Genomic DNA, 16,316 nt, shown 5'->3' with positions numbered 1-16,316 from the left:
AGACCCTGACATGAAGCAGGCAATCGGATTAACTGCATTGGCCTTTGCGGCGCTGTTGTACACTGCGGCGGGCGCGGGGGCACAGGAGTATCGGCTGCTTTCGGGGGATCGTGTCACGGTCAGCTATCTGTCGCAGGGCACCTCCGTCGAGGTCGCGGTTGATATTGACGGTGAATTGCGGCTTCCCGGTGCGGGGGGCGTGCCGGTGGCTGGCGCGACATTGGACGAGGCCGAAGCGCTGGTAGATAAGGCGATCAAGGACGCAGGTGTGTTTTTGAATTCCTCGGTGGCTTTGCAAATGCTCGACTATGCGCCGATTACCGTGTCGGGGGATGTCACAGCACCGGGGCAGTATCGTTATATTCCGGGCATGACCGTTGGCGCGGCGCTGGCGTTGTCCGGTGGCAGCCAGATATCGGGTGTGTCGCGTTTTGAGGTCGAGCGGGCGCGCATTGATAATGAAGGCGCGCTGCGCACGCTGAACCTGTCGATAGCGGGTTCTGTTTTGCGCATTTCCCGTCTCGAGGCGCTGGTGGCAGGTGCTGAAACCTATTCGATTTCCAAGGCGCTTGTTCAGCGCATTCCGCAAGCGGGGATTGTGCCGCTCGAGAACCTGCAGGCAGCAGAAAGCGGGTTGTTCGAGACGACGCGCAACCTTGCGGCGGAATCCATAGCCCTGTGGGAAGATGAGATTGACCTGATCGAAGACCAGCTAACGTTGTTTGAACAGCGGATTGCGGTTCAGGAAGAAATCCTGGTCAATACAGCCGAGGAGCTGGAGAGAGCGCAAGATCTGCAAGAGCGCGGCTTGCAGACAGCTGCACGGCTGACGACGGTTATCCAACGCAACGCTGATGCGCAGGCCCGCGCGCTTGAACTGGAATCGGCGCGCATTGCCGCAGTACAGGCCGTTTCCGAAGCGCGGCGCAGGCTGTCGAATTTTTCGCGGACCCGCCGCGAGGAATGGTTGGGCGCGTTGCAAACCGAACGGCTGGCGCTTGAGGATACTGAATTGAACTATGGTCGCCGTCTTGAACAGCAGGCCGTTTTAACAGGCAATCTGGTGGGGTCGCTGATGCTGTCCGAGGTGATTGATCCGACTTACGCCGTGGTTAGCCCGCGGGACGGGCGGCAGGGCCTGTCCGATGTGGGGTTGGACACTCCGATCTTGCCGGGTGAGATGCTGATCGTGAAAATGGCGGTCGGCGAAGATTCGCCAGCCAACTAAAAACCGCTAGGGCTGAGGGAATAGGTCTATTCCGATTCTATTACTTCGGGATTCTAAATCCGCTGTCTGTATATTCTATTCTTAGAAATTGATTAATTTAGGCACCTTTCTGGCGAAGGGTGGGTACCGTTTTTGTGATTTTAACTGAAGTAACGGGATTTCGATGTAATCAAACTGCGCATTGGCGCTGTTTTTATTTAGATTTCGTTTACATCTAAGTAGTTGATAAGGTGTCAAAATTTCTTTTGATCGGCTTTCTGGAATCGTTTTCATGCCTCATTAGGTTAATAAATTATTTGCCTGCGGCGGCTAATATAATTTTAATTTTTAATGTGATTTATGTGCCTAGGCTTCACTTTTATTCGGTCATTGTTCGGTCACAATATTGGGGTGATTTCCTGTGAATAGTTTCTCCTTGACGAGAAACCTCAACGATTTCAGGAGTGTCCGGAATGACCATAAGCCCATCAGCGCTGATTACAGCGAACACCTCAGAACTGGATGCGGCCGAAGATCCGTATTACGCAGATACGCAGATCCGGAAAAGTTGGTATCTCGAAGGGTCCACACGATCTGACCTGCGAATTGATGTTGAATCGGTATGGGATGATTACTCTGGCGAAGGTGTCACTGTTGCGGTGCTCGATAGTCAGATCGACTATACCCATACCGAGCTTAGGGAAGCCTACGACACCGACCTTGATTTTGACCTCTCAAGCGGCACGGGGGACTTCACGGTAAGATCTTCTGATATCTCGGATGAGCATGGCACCATGGTTTCGGGAATTATCTCGTCCCAGACGGGGAATGGTTTCGGAACGGCGGGGATTGCTTCGGGTGCAACGCTTGTCGGGCTGGCGATGGACTACAGCAGCGCTGATGTGGTTTCTCAGGCTTTGGCGGGCATTCGGGCTGCTGCGGAGTTCGATGTTGTAAACAACTCATGGAGTTTTACCGAAAACTTTTCGGATAACTTTTCCAGATCAGCAAATTCCGAAATGGCCGAAGCGCTTGAGTTCACCGCCACACAGGGCCGCGACGGTCTTGGAACATCCATGGTATTCGCGGCGGGTAATTTGGGCGAAACCGGCACCTCGAATTACCACAACTTCCAGAATTCTCCCTACACCATCGCCGTCGGCGCGGTAGAGCGCGATGGCGATGCGGCTAGTTTTACCTCAATCGGTGCCAATGTTCTGGTGTCAGCCGCCGGTGTGGACGTGCTTTCCACGACTTCTGGTGATGATTTCGCGTCGGTTTCAGGCACCTCCTTTGCGGCACCTGCGGTTTCTGCGGCGATTGCACTGATGCTCGAGGCGAATCCGGATCTTGGCTACCGTGACATCCAGCAAATTCTCGCACTATCGGCCCGTCAGGACGGGCTGGGTGATCACGCCTCTCATGGCAGTGATTGGGTGACGAACGGCGCAAATACGTTCAACGGCGGCGGGATGCATTTCTCCGATAGCTTCGGGTATGGTTTTCTTAACGTGCATGATGCGGTGCGTATGGCGGAAACATGGACCGAACAGCAGACCGTGGAAAACCGCACATCGCTGAGCCAGACGGTAGAAACCGATGAATATCTGGTGGCAGGTGAAAACGACCGCATCGAAGTCGAGATTGCCGTGGACGAGAGTATTTCGGTTGAACATGTTCAACTGTCGATGAACCTGTCCTGGACCTATACCGGCGATCTGGATGTCTGGTTGGTCTCACCGGACGGGACAGAAGTGCGTCTGGTGCATGACCTGCCCGATCTCGAACGTGTCGGCAGCATCAGGAATTTCGAATTCTCCTCAGTGGCCTCCATGGGAGAGATGTCGGAGGGCACGTGGACTTTGGTCATCCAGAACAACAATCCAACGGCCACCAGTGGTCAGGGTGAACCGGTTAGCGGGCTGCTGCGTGATGTGACGTTGCAGGTACATGGCGATGCCGTCGACACCGAGGATGACACGTATTTTTATACTGATGAGTTCGAATTTCTGTACGATGGTGACGATCTGGAGACGCGCAGCGTTCTGGCAGATACGGACGGCGGTGTGGATGCAATCAATGCAGCCGCCGTTACATCGGACAGTGTTATCGACCTTGGCGGGGCCACGGAGACGGTGATCGCTGGCCAAGGCGTGACCCTCTCGGGCGGCTTGATTGAAAACGCTTTTTCCGGCGATGGTGATGATATTCTATCTGGCAATGATGCGGACAATCTGCTGTCTGCGGGCCGTGGTAACGATGTGATTTATTTCGGGAATGGTGCCGACACACTGGATGGCGGCGCGGGTGAAGACACGCTGATGGTCGACAGTGTTTTTGCCGATGTTACCGGATATCTGACAGATACCGGCAGCTTTATGCTGGGTTTGTTCGATGATGCGTTATCCTATGTGACGGGGTTCGAACAATACAGCTTTGCCGATGTCATATATGGGGTGTCCGACCTTGCCGATCTGTTCAGTGGGGAAACCCCGCCCCCTGATGAAGAAGAGCGCGAAACACCGGTCGAGCCGGAGGAACCCGTTCTGCCAGAGGAACCCGTCGTACCGGAAGAGCCCGTGATACCGGAGGAACCCATCGTCCCCGAAGATCCTATCGAAGATGAAGTGCCTACCAACTATGACGAGAGCCTGACAGGCACGACCGGAAACGACACATTGCGCGGCGATGGTGGAGATGAATGGATCGAAGCGGGTCTGGGTGATGATTATCTTGTCGGGAATGCGGGGGATGATTTCCTTCTTGCTGGCGAAGGCGACGACAAGGTGCGCGCGGGTGCGGACAATGATCAGATCTGGGGCGAGGCGGGCAGTGATATCCTCATCGGGCAGGACGGGAATGATTACCTTTCTGGCGGCACCGGGTCGGATAACCTGCGCGGGGATGATGGCAACGACACGCTGGACGGCGGCGCGGGGTCAGATGTCATGCAGGGTGGCGATGGCGCAGATACATTTGTATTCAACGTGTTAGACGCCGGAGAGATTGATACGATTTCCGATTTTGACGCCTCTGAAGGGGATGTGATCCTGATTGAGGGGATCAGTGGGAATGACGGTATTTCCTTTGATCTGGTGGCTGACGGCAGGAAATTTGCACTGGAAATGACTTCGGATGAAGGGGTCACGCGACTGCTGCAAATCTCGGGTCAGGGTCTGGATGAGCTGATGATGAGCCAGCTTGACGTGGATAGCCTCGCGTTCGCCTAACGCTCAGCGCCGCGCCGATTATTCGGGCGTGGCGCTTTGTTTCAGAAGCGCGGTGAAATCGGCATAGGCTTTTTGAACCGCGCGGCGCTGACTGTCGGGGATTTCCAATGCGTCTACGGGGTCGGGTTTTGGCGTGCCGATGAGCGGCTCAATTCTGGTATAGCGGCCGCTGGCTGTCGGATCGCCGCCGCCGCCCTTGCGGGAGGCGGACAAGCTTTCGTAACGGTTTTCGAGGGCCGGCGTGATAGACAGGCCCTGACTGATCCGTGCAAGCGCTGCATCGGGGTTCTCGATCAAGGCGGCGTGGGTGAGGCCGATCCGGCGATCGGGCGCAAAGCGCTCCCATGAAGCCTGCATGGCGTCCAGCCGTGACAGGTAGTATTGCGCAGCAAGGTGATCGGTGCCGTATTCGTCACGGCCCAACCCGTTGTAGAGCACGCGAATAGACCGGATCGCCGCGCCGGGGCTGCGAGCCACAAAGATGGCGCGCGCCTGATAGAACTCTTCCGGCGCTGCGCCGTCGTGGCGGTTGTGCAAAATCTTGTCGAACAGATGATGCGCGCGGGGTTTCCATGCATTTCTGAGTGCCTGATTGACCACCAACCGGCCCAAAGCCTCGCGGGAGTTAAAGCGAACATGGGATTCGCCATAGCCGCTGACATCGGGCCGCGTGCACAGGATATTTGACATCGCGGTTGAGCCGCATCTCATGTGGGCAATAATGAAAATAGCCCGATCAAACCGGCATTGGGGCGAAAGTGTCGCGGCGGCCTTTCCGGCCATGGCTTTGACGGTTTCGCGCATGGACATGGCTGGCATCAGGCCCCCTGTTTCGGCGAGGATGATTTATCGAAAACCCTGCCAAGGCCCTGTATCATGGGCCGTTCAATCAATTTGTAAATGGCGATCCCGATCAGGGTCGAAATCGTGACGGATAAGACAAACACAACGATGAACTGTAACCAGCCGTGCAAAGGTAATGCCCGTAGAACCTTGTAGAGAGGGACCATCGTAATCGTGTGGGACAGATAAATCGAATAGCTCGCGTTGCCGATGATCGCGAGAATTGGTGCGTTAAACGCGGGGAACCGATCCTGACAGGCAAGCACACCTGCGACAATCATAACCGCGGACACAAAATACAGCGGAACGATCCACTCCTCTGGCGGCAGTTTGATCCCGGCAGCAAGGATCAGCAGCGCACCGGCGGGGAGTATCCAAGCAATTGCCGAAAAATCGGTTTTCTTCCAGACAAGTGCCAAGGTTATGCCGGCAATAAACAACATGAGGAAATTGTTTGTCCATGTGAGCCAGATTGGATTTTCGTAATCAAAAATCCAGCCTGCGATCAACAGCATAGACAGCAGGAAAATGGCACTGTGCGCAGGGCGGCCGCTTGTGATGGCGATGGCGAAGATACCGAAAAAGAACATTTCATAGCTGAGCGTCCATCCCGGCACGAGAATTGGCCAGATCTCGGTCGGCTTGCCGCTGTGCCAATGCGGTATGAAAAACAGGGACTGGATCAATTCGTCCAGTCGGCGGGTCGGGTTCCCCGCGGCAAAGTCATTGGGAAAGATGATTGCGAAAAAGGCAAAAGTCATGAGCCAATAAAGCGGCACAACGCGGATGATCCGCCGCTGTATGAAGGTGAGCGGGGGCTCGTTCCGGCAGGCGTGCATCATAATGAAGCCGCTGATGACAAAGAAAATCAATACACCCGGTCGCCCCAGATCAATGTCGCGCTGAAGCGGGTTATAAATCCCCGGCCTGTGGTGCAGGGCGTGATGGAATACGACCATCATAGCGGCACAGCCCCGCAGATATTGCACGAATATCAAACGCCCCGATTTTTCAGGCAGTTGAGGCGTGTCTAGGGTTGCCATTGCGGCACCCCGATTTGTGGCTGTCTTTGCCTGCCGTATGAATGGATCGACAGTCCGACCAAAAGCCCTGCCATGGCAAAAAAGATAAGATCGAGGTTTGGCGTGGCCTTAACGACCAACGCACGTGCAAGGCAGCCCGCAAGCCCCAGCTTGAGCGCCAGACCAATTTGGCGGCCCTCTGCGCTCATCCGGGTGAGGGGTATTTTGAACAGCTGCCACAAGAACATCAGCATCAAGCCCATACCAATCAGACCGGTTGTCCCCAGCACCGCCGCCACCCAATTGGAGGCGCGCACAGAGCCAAGGCCGGCGCCAAGGAACAATGTGTCCGAGAAATTTTGCAGCGCCTGCCTGTTCCAGCTCATCCGTTCGACGCCTGAATCGCTTGATAATTTATTGAGCAGGCTGCGATCAATAAAATCGGTAAAGCCGGGCACCATAGAGTACATCATAAACAGGCCAACCAGCAGAACGGGCGTCACAGCAACCAGCGCCGTCAGGGCGGCAGCAACGCTTTTGTCCAACGTGCCGGTCCCGCTGCGCCCGACATCCCGCAGCCGCAGCACGATAAACAACGCGGCCAATAGCGCAGTGCCGACATAAGCCGAAGAAGAGGTGCCGCGCAGGACAAGGAAGGCAAATAGCAGCGTCATCAGCATTGGCACACGGGAATTGCTTTGATTATGGAACCAATAGCCAAGCCAGAATCCCAACAATCCGAGCGATAGATAGCTAAACGATGATGCTTCGGGAAAGCCTCCGATCATCCGGTCAAGGCCGGACATCTGTTGGCCCAAGGTCAACGCATAGTTTGCCGTGCGGATGGGTGCCATGATCCAGCTGGTCCCGCTGGCCTGTGTCAGAAGGTCCAAAAGGCCAAGGGCGGCATGAGTGAGCGACATCACCAGAACCGCACGGTAAGCAAGCTGTGTATCGCCGCGCCGGATCATCACCACGGCGGGCACCGCAAATGCCAGAATGGCGAGAAACATGCGCACCAATTGGGATAAATTACCCCCGCCCGGCGCAAGCGGTCGGGTCACGATCCCAATTTGCCCCGCAACACGTCCGATCGAAAACACATCTGTCGCACCCTGAAAAATGCGAGGAAAGAACATTGTCGCGATCAATGCGTACAGGAAAAACAGCAACAGCGGCCGCCCCGCCCAACCCGCGCCAAGAAGCCGCCCGACATCGTCGTGGACCCCGACCTTGAACAAAAGCATCATGCCAACGGTCAGCAAAACCATATCATATGCCATCATCGAGGTATTCCCGACCGAGGGCAGATTGAATGCAGCCATCATGCCAAATGGAATTGCGATGAAAAAAACAACAATTCCGCTATAAGGCCCGCGCCTTAACGCCCAAGCCACAAATAAAATAGCAATAAGGGTGCTTTGAACAATTTGCATTTGCCATAAAATATGTTGATGAGCGAATTTACGCAACGCCCAGTTGTGGTTTCAAATTAATGTTTGCATAAAGCCTCTATAATTTGCCTAAAGTATATACATTAACAAACTATAAATTGCAGGACGCCTCCCGAATATGAGCGACGCAGCAGGAAAAACGTCAAAATCCGGGCGTGCAAAGCGGATCGGGTTGGCGTTATTTGCCTTCACAGCCCGTTCGCTTCAACAGGTTGCAACCTTTGTCATTACGTTGCTGGCAGCGCGTTTTTTAATGCCCGCCGAATACGGTGTTTATGCAATTGCGATTATCTTTATCACATTGATTCAAACGCTCACCTATTCCGGTTTTTATCAGTGGATCGTGAACGCGAAAGAAGATGATCACGCCGTATTGGGGACCGCCTTCTGGATGATCGTTGGGCTGGCTGCTGCTGCTTCAGCGCTGCTCGCTGTTGCTGCCCTGCCGCTTTCGCGGCTTTTTGAGGCACCTGATTTATTTGGCGTTCTTTTGGCGCTGGCTGCCATTCAACCCATCGCCGGAGCAGGGGCGTGGTTTTCGGCGACATTGCTGCGGCGCGGTGCGGTGAATACTCATTTCTCGATTATGTTTGTGCAAAATTTGTCAGCGCTTATTGGCGGTGCCTTGCTTTTGTGGATGTGGCAATCGCTATATGCGCTTGTGGCATTTCGTTATTTGCGGGTGCTCACGGCGATGCTGCTTTATTTGCTCTTCTCCAAGGACCGCCCCGGTTTTACCTTTGATCGCAGTTTGTCGCGGCAGGCGTCTAAATTTTCCGGCGGCTTGTACGGCGCGCGGTTTCTGAATTTTCTGTCGCGCTATGCGGGTGATTTGCTGTTGGGGCTTATGTTTACCACAGCAGAAGCCGGCCTCTACCGCTTCGGGAGCCGCGTTGCCGGTGGGGCGACAGATATTGTTGCCCAGCCCATGCGCAGTTTTGCCCTGACCCAATTCGGCGCTGCCGCGCGCAAGGGTGCAGACCTTGGCGGGCCGCTACGCCGGTTTGTGGGCAGCGTGGTCTTGATGACGGGGATCGTTGCCGCTGTGGTCATTGTGATTGGACCAACAGTGGTTGCCGATTTCTTTAACCCCGCTTATATGGCCGCGCTTGGCGTGACATTTGCGATGGCTATCCGGTCGGTTCTTAATGTGGGAACCTTGGTCATCGAACCTGCATTGGCCGCCCGCGACCGCACCGGTCTTGTGGCGATGTTTAATCTGGTCTGGACGGTCATTACGATCTTGTCCGTACTGGCGGCCTCTCCTTTCGGGCTTATCGCGCTTGCGGTCAGTCAGGCGGTTGTGATGTTGTTGACCACATTATCGGCCTTTGTTGTGCTGCGCCGCGAATCTATCGAGGTATCGGGGGCTGTGCGTTCGCTTTTTATCGCGGCAGGGTTGTCGGTGCTGTATGGCGTGGCTCTTTATGTGCTGTGGCAGCCTTTAAGTGCCACAATACAAGGCGATATGCTGGCTGTTTTGGCAGGCATCGGTTTGGCTGCGGTGCTGGGGGCGGTGACCCTCGCCCTTGGCTGGAAGCTTAGGGTTTTTACGCTTAGCGTTTTTTCCGGTTAACCCCTCATTGGAATGGAACCCATGTCATGAGATATCTTTCTGATCAGCAGTTCTATTTTGTGCATATCCCTAAAAATGGCGGGCAAAGTGTACGCAATGCGATGGCCCGTGCGGGCACGCTTTCCTTTGCGCCGTTGGCGCAGGATATGGGCGTGGACAATGATGCGGCTGCGGCACTATCCGAGGAAGGGTTTGATCATCCATCCTTGGGGAAAATACATCCTGCGCATTTGCCCCTCTGGGCCTTGCAGGATGCCTTTGCCGCCAGTTGGGCCGCTTTTGAGCAAAGCACATCACTGGCATTAACCCGTGAGCCGCGCGCGCGGTTCATGTCGGCCCTGATGCAGCGGCTGAAAGAGTTTCGCGGTGCCGGTGCCATTCGCGCTGACGATCCGCAAGTCGCACAAGAGGCTGCTGCCGTGTGCGAGTGGCTTGCTGCGCGCGATAGGCACGCGGATCTGGATTACGTGCATTTCATACGGCAAGTGGATTTCACCGACATTGACGGCACGCGGCGGGTTGATGGCGTGTTCCCCATGGCGCGCGCGGATATCGCAGCGCAGTGGTTAGGGGCGCGGACCGGTTTGGTGTTGGATATCACCCATGATCATGCGCGCCGGCAGCCAAAACCATGGGCCCGCGCGATACAGCCGGTGGCCCGTTTTGCAGGCCGCAACCTGATGCCGCGCGGCTTAAAACGCGCCATGCATCCTCTATGGATGAAAAGCGGCGTCTTTTCCGATGCTGCAAAAGGCTATGACGCGGTTGAACTGGGTGCCGATGTCGAAGCGTTTATCAAGGAATATTACGCCGCTGATGCGGCCTTGCATGCGTCGGCCCAACAGGCGGCTGCGGCGCTTGAGCCTGCGCAATAGTCAGTCTTTGCGCCAGGCGGGAATTTCGCGACCGATCAGCTTTTCAAAGGCGGTGATGCGCGGGGCGAGATAATCGGCCAGCCATGCCCGTGCCTGTGTTTCATCCACGGATTTTTTTTCAAACTCTACCGTCGCGGATTTGCGCAATGCGGATACGGCCGAGGATGGCAGATATTTGCGCAGCAACGCCCAAGCTGCCGAATTGCGGATGCTCGAGACAAGCGGATGCCGCTGTTTGCGCGATGTGGAGGGTGATTTGTGCACTTCGGCGATTTCGTCTTCGGAAAAGGAATAATCTTCCAGACCAAGCCACGCGATCACCTCGGCCAACGTTTCGCGGCGTCGGGTGCGTAGATCCTCGGCGACGATCACAAATATCTGGTCGCGGTCGAAATGTTCAAGATAGGCTTCCATTTGCAGCGCATAATCCGAGGTGTCACGGTAGAGCGCATTTTCCACGACCGCGCGCTCCAGAGGCAGCTCTTCCTGAAATTCCTTGAAGCGTTGCCAGTAGTGGCCCACAGCACGGGAGACAGGCTCCCGCACAGTGTAGATAATGCGGGCGTCAGGGCAGGCGGCCTTAATGCGGGCGGGCACACCGGATTTATGCGGCGCCTGTGAGTAATAGACCGATCCTTCGCCGCGATACCGCGCCTGCTCTCCGCCTTTCCACAGGGCAAGATAGGCGTCTTTGTTGTGACTACACGCGCGGCGCGCCATGATCGGCCACATTTCGGTCAGCTCTTCCTGGTCGATGAAATAACAGGGCTCTTTTTCAAGACTCATCGCAATTTCAGGATGCACCTTGAGATAGGCATGTAGCGCGCTGGACCCCGATTTTGATGCCCCGATAACAAATAGATTGGGCATCTTGAGGGCTGTCTCTGATACCTGCGGATTGGGGGATTTTTCCAGAACGCTATTATTCATCGGTCAATTCCTAATAAAAGCGCATAATAATTGCGCTTGAGTCCAAGTATTCATTCAGATCCCATCTGGTCAAGGCGCAAGGACTTTATCCCCGCCAAAAGCGTGATTTTACTAAATTTATGCTATAGATCACAGCAGGCGTAATTGGCGCTAACTGAATTGAATAGCGCATCTTGATTTATCGGGGCGGACACCGAATAGCTTACTTATACTGAAATAGAGGGACTATTATGTCCAGAATTACAATTAACGGAAAATTCCTTGGCGCGGGGCTGAATGGGGTGCACCGGACAGCGGCGCATTACGCCAGCCTTCTGATCGCCCGTGCGCGTGCGGCGGGTTGTGATGTTCGGTTGGTCGCGCCATCTGCGCCGGCCCCTGATCCGGAGTTTCCGCTATTGGTCCCCGAAGTACATAAGGGGCGGTTTGGAAACGGGCAGGGGTGGGAAATGCTCAGCCTGCCGCGGATTGCGCGCGGAGACCTGTTGGTAAATTTCTGCAATCTTGGGCCGGTGTTGCACCGTAATTCTGTTGTGATGATACATGACGCACAGACCTATCTTTATCCCGCTGATTATACCGGCAAACAGGCTGCGGCTTACCGGATATTGCTGCCGGTGATTGGCGCGCGCGCGCGGCATTTGCTGACGGTCTCCGATTTTTCGCGGCAGTCATTGGTCCGGCACCGTGTTGGTCACGCTGGTAAAATATCCGTTGTGCATAATGGCACAGATCACATTCTTGACGCGATGCCGGATGATGCGATCCTTGCCCGATACGGGCTAGAACCGAAAAGCTATGTGATGGTTGTCGGGTCGGCCAAAGGATACAAGAACATCGCCCGCGTTTTTGCCGCGATGGAGGATGAAGCGCTCGCGGGGGTGCGCCTTGTTGTGGCGGGCGGGCCGGACGCACAGGCCTATGTATCACGGGGGTGGACCCCGCCCGAGGGCACAATCTTTACCGGATTTGTCTCGGACGGAGAATTGCGCGCACTTTATGCTGCGGCGGCTGTATTTGCATTTCCGTCCCGGACCGAAGGGTTTGGCCTGCCGCCTGTTGAGGCCATGCAATGCGGAACCCCTGTTGTTGCGGCGCGTGCCGGTGCGATGCCCGAAGTCTGCGGCGATGGTGCCTGCTACGCAGACCCGGATGATACAGAGCAATGGCGCGCAGCGATCAGCCGTATGTTGTTTGATAAAGCAGAAGCAAAAGCTGTGACGGCGCGGGGGGCCGAGCGGGCAAAAACCCTGAGCTGGGACAATGCCGGTGATCGCCTTTGGTCATGTCTTCAGCCGCTTTTGTAATCGGCTGCGAAACGAAAAAGGGCCACGCATTTGCGCAGCCCTTTGTTATTTTCTGATCTGACGATTAGACGAAAGGCAGATCTTCGACGGTGGCGTGGTCGGTTGTGGTCAAGACATCCGCCATAGTCACAACTGAATCGTAGAATGTAACCGTGGTCGAACCATAGGTCATCACAGTGTTCCCGCTGCCGGTCAGGGCAAAGGAAACATCAGACAAATCAACGGCATCTGAAAGATAAACGCTGTCCAGGCCTTCTTCGAAATCAAAGACTTTGTCATTGCCGTCGTCGTTGTCGAAAACGAAAAAGTCGGCATAGCCTTCGTCGTCGTTTCCGTCATTGGCGTTGTCACCGTAAATAACGTCGTCGCCATCGCCGCCCGCTACAGCGTCGCTGCCGGACTGACCGTAAACACGGTCATTGCCCGCGCCGCCATCCATCCGGTCATTGCCGTCGCCGCCATACAGCTTGTCTTTGCCCGAGCCGCCGTCCATCCGGTCATTGCCGCCATCGCCATACAGTTTGTCGGCACCGCTGCCGCCGTTGATATGGTCAAGACCGCCTTCGCCGCGCAGGACGTCTGCGTTTGCGTTACCGTCGATTGAGTCGTTGCCGAGGCCGCCATTGATGGTGTCGTTCTGACCGCCACCGGTCAAAGTGTCAGCACCTGCGCCACCAACAATGTTGTTTGGGCCAAGGCCACCCGCGAGAGCATCGGCACCGCTTGTTCCTGAGATTAAAGTCATGGTAGTCCCCCTTAAAGGTATAAGAATGTGAATCGTGTTAAATTGAGTTCGGCTCCGCGTTGGTAATTTGCGAACCGTATTAATTTTATTAAGCGGCGATAAGTTTAGGCTAATGTTTAATTATTTGGCAGAATAAAAAACAACTTATTAAATACCGCCACCTGTGGTCTACGCCAAGATAGGCGATTCCCAAAGCAATAATAACAATTACGTTAAAATTCTGTCAATATAACTTGATAAAAGTTCATTTTGATATGGAATAAAGCCTTAATTTGATTGAGCTATATTTTTTGCGTTTTAGAGCTCTAAAATACGTTCGGGTTTTGCGCGAGATGTAGCAATTTCCCATAAGGCGCGCCAATTGCCGGCTGCCCGTCCTTTGCGGTCAATCCATGGCTCGGGTCGCAGCATGCCTTTGTGATTCGCGGCCATGTTCCGCGCGGCAAGCCGCAAAGCAAAACGTCCCGACAATGATCCCTTGCGCCAAAGATACCATGGGTTGGCCAGTTGACTATATCCCAGCTTGGCTCCAGATGTCTCGCGCCCGCCTTTGGCACCACGGTGCACCCCCGCAAAGGCATCTGTTTTGATCCGCCCGCCAGATACACGCGCGGCAAAATCCACATCTTCCTGCCAGCCATATAAGGGCAGGCGTTCGTCAAACCGTGTCGCGCCAATGGCCGATACACGAAAGGCCATATTGCACCCGTAAAGCCCCTCAAGTCCGGCCCGCAAAATGCGTGCTTCGGTGGGGGGCTTTTGGTCGTATTCACGCACCATTTGTGCGGCTTGCGCGTCATCAAATCCCGGCCCGTTGATGCCATCCGCGATCAACTGACCCGTCATACCGTTGACATCCGGCCAGCGCGCAAACCCGTCTTCGATGCCCTGTAGAGTACGCTTGGATGGCACGAAATCATCGTCGAAAAACACGACAATATCGCAATCGCCCATAACATGGGCCAGCCCCGCATTGCGTTGCCGTGGCAGACCTTTTTCGCTGAAAATAACCTCGACTCTTGTGGCGGCAGGAAATGCGCCAACCGAATCTGTACCGATATCTTCGGGGCGGGTGACGGCAAATACAACCCGATCCGCGGCCCGTGTTTGGGCAACAAGATATGGCACCAGCTCATCAACGGTGTCGGGGCGGCCCACAGTGCAAATTACCACTGCGATCTTGGGTTGGGTCGGCGACATTTAGAAATTCCTGTTAAAAATAATATTGAACGAGGCACCGCCATCGCAGGTATAGAAGATGGGATTTCCGCTATTGCGTCAACTTGGGTTTTGAAATTGATTTGTTTTTCAGCAGCGCGCGATACGCCCTTGTAAAATCTCTCTGGGCAAAATGGAATTCATAGCAATACTTTCGCAGTCTGCTAAAATATATTTGAAATTACAAGATTGAGATATCTCATGTTTCGACGCCTCCCTTTATTATTAGCGGCGCTATTCGGGTTTGCCGGTTCCGGGACGGCAGAAACGCTGATTGCACCCGCATTGGGTGCCGCGACCAATCTTTCTCAGGGTGTGCAACCCGGTCTGGTGGATCTGACCCGTGCAGTGGGGTTGACGCAATTGCGCGACGGTATGAATTGGGGGCGGGTCGAAACGGCGAAGGGCCGCTATGCTTTTGCCACGCCTCGCACTCGCTTTCCCGATGTCATCGCGCAGGCGGGCAGCACTGTCACAATCGTGACGAATTGGGGTAATCCGCTTTATGATGATGGCGATACGCCCCACTCCGCTGAGGCGCTGGAGGCGCTGACCGGATATACCGCCGCGATGGTTGACCGGTTTCCCGCGATTGATGGCATTGAGGTAGGAAACGAATTCAATGGCGTAAACTTTGTTCGCGGACCGTTGAAGGACATGCCCCCGTTGCAGCGTGCGCGCGCTTATGTGCCGATGCTGCGTGCGGGGTTTAACGGGGTGAAGGAAGCAAAACCCGACCTACGCGTATTAGGCGGCGCGACCCATTCGCTGCCCGGGGGATACCTGTGGGAGATAATGGACCACGGGGGCGCGGATTACATGGATGCACTGGCTGTGCACCCCTACACCACGCCAGCCGAGCAATTTGTCCGCCAGATGAAGGTGTTGCGCCGCCATCCTGCATTGGCACGCCTGCCCGTCGAAATAACCGAGTTCGGCACACCGGGGGCCATGCGTGCGCCGGGGCATATGCTGCGTAACTATTGCCAATTTGCCTTGGGGGATGTTGCGCGGGCGGTCTGGTTTCCCGGCAATTTGCGCGGCGAAAAGATGGCTCCGCTTTTTACCCCGGCGGGACAGATTACCCCTGCGGGTCTGACATTTCGGCTGATTTCCGAACGCATGGCAGGACGCGATGTGTCGGATGCCAGCGATGATGATTTCACCTACGGCTGTCAGTTCGGAGAGGATGTTGCGGTGCTTTGGGGTGCGCAGCGCAAGCTGACGCTTGGGGAGGATATTACGGCTTTGGATGCGACAGGGCAGGCTATTGCCGCGCCTGCCATGCTTGATCCTGTTACTCCGGTTGTGCTGGTGTCTCAGGGCGGTGCCGTGAAAGACGGGGTCACACTTGGCCCCCAAAAACTCGAAGCTGACAGCTTTCACCAGTTCGTATACCCCCAAGAGGACGAGCTACAGGCCCAAGGTGATAGCTTTGCAAGGTTTGCCCGCAAGGCCGGACAGATCATTCCGCTTATGACCTTGCCCGGGCAAGAACGCTCAGGCGTTCCGTGGTTTCCCTATCGTGGCCATCCCGACCACCGCGACATCCGCCTCACGGCCGACAGCCTGCTGCCAGGGACGGATAAGGACATTGTGCACCGTTACACGGCAACGTCGGAAAAAACCCTGCATCTGCGTGCGGATTTTACCGCCGAAGGCCGGTCTGAGGACGGTATTCTTGTGACGGTCACCTTGCGCGATGAGCTGCTGTTTTCGGGGGCGGGTAGAGCGCAGGAAAAGATCTTGATCAACCTGCCCGACCTTCAATTCCAAGCCGGTGACATGCTGGAGATATCGGTAAATGACAACGGCACCCCAAAAGGGGACGTGTCCAAATACCGTATTTCGCTGGCGACAGATTAACCCGCCCGACTGCCGCGCCCCATAGGCGCGACTGCCATGCTCC

Annotated in this window: 12 protein-coding genes; 6 read left to right on the top strand and 6 right to left on the bottom strand. The window is 55.3% G+C overall.

The window, feature by feature from the left end; translation table 11 throughout:
- Positions 1-10: 10 nt before the first annotated feature.
- On the top strand, positions 11-1,228 hold the full coding sequence (locus ABJM03_RS02940) for a polysaccharide biosynthesis/export family protein (protein ID WP_348415394.1): 1,218 nt from the start codon (positions 11-13) through the stop codon (positions 1,226-1,228).
- Between the two features lie 452 nt (positions 1,229-1,680).
- Complete coding sequence (locus ABJM03_RS02935; RefSeq protein WP_348415393.1) at positions 1,681-4,437, top strand: S8 family serine peptidase; 2,757 nt, start codon at positions 1,681-1,683, stop codon at positions 4,435-4,437.
- An 18-nt stretch (positions 4,438-4,455) separates the two neighbouring features.
- Here the strand turns inward: ABJM03_RS02935 and ABJM03_RS02930 are convergent, their stop codons facing one another.
- Genes ABJM03_RS02930 through ABJM03_RS02920 form a run of 3 tightly spaced genes read right to left on the bottom strand, consistent with a single transcriptional unit; the run spans position 4,456 to position 7,630 of the window.
- On the bottom strand, positions 4,456-5,256 hold the full coding sequence (locus tag ABJM03_RS02930; protein WP_348415392.1) for a sulfotransferase: 801 nt from the start codon (positions 5,254-5,256) through the stop codon (positions 4,456-4,458).
- Positions 5,256-6,323 carry an acyltransferase gene (locus ABJM03_RS02925; RefSeq protein WP_348415391.1) on the bottom strand — a complete coding sequence of 356 codons (1,068 nt, stop codon included), beginning with the start codon at positions 6,321-6,323 and terminating at the stop codon, positions 5,256-5,258. Before ABJM03_RS02925 ends, ABJM03_RS02930 begins: the two co-directional genes overlap by 1 nt.
- Positions 6,311-7,630 (bottom strand): hypothetical protein, encoded by a 1,320-nt coding sequence (locus ABJM03_RS02920; RefSeq protein ID WP_348415390.1) that lies wholly within the window; start codon positions 7,628-7,630, stop codon positions 6,311-6,313. Before ABJM03_RS02920 ends, ABJM03_RS02925 begins: the two co-directional genes overlap by 13 nt.
- 244 nt (positions 7,631-7,874) lie before the next feature.
- Between ABJM03_RS02920 and ABJM03_RS02915 the strand changes: the two genes are divergently transcribed.
- The gene (locus ABJM03_RS02915) at positions 7,875-9,332 is read left to right on the top strand and encodes an oligosaccharide flippase family protein (protein ID WP_348415389.1); all 1,458 of its coding nucleotides are present in this window, start codon (positions 7,875-7,877) and stop codon (positions 9,330-9,332) included.
- A gap of 26 nt (positions 9,333-9,358) precedes the next feature.
- Positions 9,359-10,207, top strand: a complete 849-nt coding sequence (locus tag ABJM03_RS02910; protein ID WP_348415388.1) for a hypothetical protein — start codon at positions 9,359-9,361, stop codon at positions 10,205-10,207.
- Here ABJM03_RS02910 and ABJM03_RS02905 read toward each other — a convergent pair whose 3' ends face one another.
- Complete coding sequence (locus ABJM03_RS02905; RefSeq protein ID WP_348415387.1) at positions 10,208-11,137, bottom strand: sulfotransferase; 930 nt, start codon at positions 11,135-11,137, stop codon at positions 10,208-10,210.
- Positions 11,138-11,367: 230 nt separating this feature from the next.
- Between ABJM03_RS02905 and ABJM03_RS02900 the strand changes: the two genes are divergently transcribed.
- Positions 11,368-12,444, top strand: a complete 1,077-nt coding sequence (locus ABJM03_RS02900; protein WP_348415386.1) for a glycosyltransferase family 1 protein — start codon at positions 11,368-11,370, stop codon at positions 12,442-12,444.
- 64 nt (positions 12,445-12,508) lie between these two features.
- Here the strand turns inward: ABJM03_RS02900 and ABJM03_RS02895 are convergent, their stop codons facing one another.
- Both ABJM03_RS02895 and ABJM03_RS02890 read right to left on the bottom strand, forming a co-directional pair.
- A complete protein-coding gene (locus ABJM03_RS02895; protein ID WP_348415385.1) occupies positions 12,509-13,189 on the bottom strand; it encodes a calcium-binding protein in 681 nt (226 codons plus the stop codon).
- Positions 13,190-13,486: 297 nt separating this feature from the next.
- Positions 13,487-14,389, bottom strand: a complete 903-nt coding sequence (locus ABJM03_RS02890; protein WP_348415384.1) for a glycosyltransferase — start codon at positions 14,387-14,389, stop codon at positions 13,487-13,489.
- 219 nt (positions 14,390-14,608) lie between these two features.
- On the opposite strand from ABJM03_RS02890, the gene ABJM03_RS02885 reads away from it, so the two are divergent.
- Positions 14,609-16,273, top strand: coding sequence for a hypothetical protein (locus ABJM03_RS02885; RefSeq protein ID WP_348415383.1), 1,665 nt, complete (start codon positions 14,609-14,611; stop codon positions 16,271-16,273).
- The last annotated feature ends 43 nt before the right edge of the window (positions 16,274-16,316 follow it).

This window comes from Sulfitobacter sp., assembly GCF_039977885.1.
Taxonomy (GTDB): domain Bacteria; phylum Pseudomonadota; class Alphaproteobacteria; order Rhodobacterales; family Rhodobacteraceae; genus Sulfitobacter.
This window is presented reverse-complemented; position numbering and strand designations above follow the sequence as displayed.

What these genes read in the sequence shown, in the direction of transcription:
- ABJM03_RS02910 (WP_348415388.1), top strand. Translation starts at nt 9,359, where the DNA reads ATGAGATATCTTTCTGATCAGCAGTTCTATTTTGTGCATATCCCTAAA.
- ABJM03_RS02885 (WP_348415383.1), top strand. Translation starts at nt 14,609, where the DNA reads ATGTTTCGACGCCTCCCTTTATTATTAGCGGCGCTATTCGGGTTTGCC.
- ABJM03_RS02920 (WP_348415390.1), bottom strand. Translation starts at nt 7,630, where the DNA reads ATGATGGCTGCATTCAATCTGCCCTCGGTCGGGAATACCTCGATGATG.
- ABJM03_RS02890 (WP_348415384.1), bottom strand. Translation starts at nt 14,389, where the DNA reads ATGTCGCCGACCCAACCCAAGATCGCAGTGGTAATTTGCACTGTGGGC.
- ABJM03_RS02925 (WP_348415391.1), bottom strand. Translation starts at nt 6,323, where the DNA reads ATGGCAACCCTAGACACGCCTCAACTGCCTGAAAAATCGGGGCGTTTG.
- ABJM03_RS02935 (WP_348415393.1), top strand. Translation starts at nt 1,681, where the DNA reads ATGACCATAAGCCCATCAGCGCTGATTACAGCGAACACCTCAGAACTG.
- ABJM03_RS02900 (WP_348415386.1), top strand. Translation starts at nt 11,368, where the DNA reads ATGTCCAGAATTACAATTAACGGAAAATTCCTTGGCGCGGGGCTGAAT.
- ABJM03_RS02905 (WP_348415387.1), bottom strand. Translation starts at nt 11,137, where the DNA reads ATGAATAATAGCGTTCTGGAAAAATCCCCCAATCCGCAGGTATCAGAG.
- ABJM03_RS02895 (WP_348415385.1), bottom strand. Translation starts at nt 13,189, where the DNA reads ATGACTTTAATCTCAGGAACAAGCGGTGCCGATGCTCTCGCGGGTGGC.
- ABJM03_RS02940 (WP_348415394.1), top strand. Translation starts at nt 11, where the DNA reads ATGAAGCAGGCAATCGGATTAACTGCATTGGCCTTTGCGGCGCTGTTG.
- ABJM03_RS02930 (WP_348415392.1), bottom strand. Translation starts at nt 5,256, where the DNA reads ATGCCAGCCATGTCCATGCGCGAAACCGTCAAAGCCATGGCCGGAAAG.
- ABJM03_RS02915 (WP_348415389.1), top strand. Translation starts at nt 7,875, where the DNA reads ATGAGCGACGCAGCAGGAAAAACGTCAAAATCCGGGCGTGCAAAGCGG.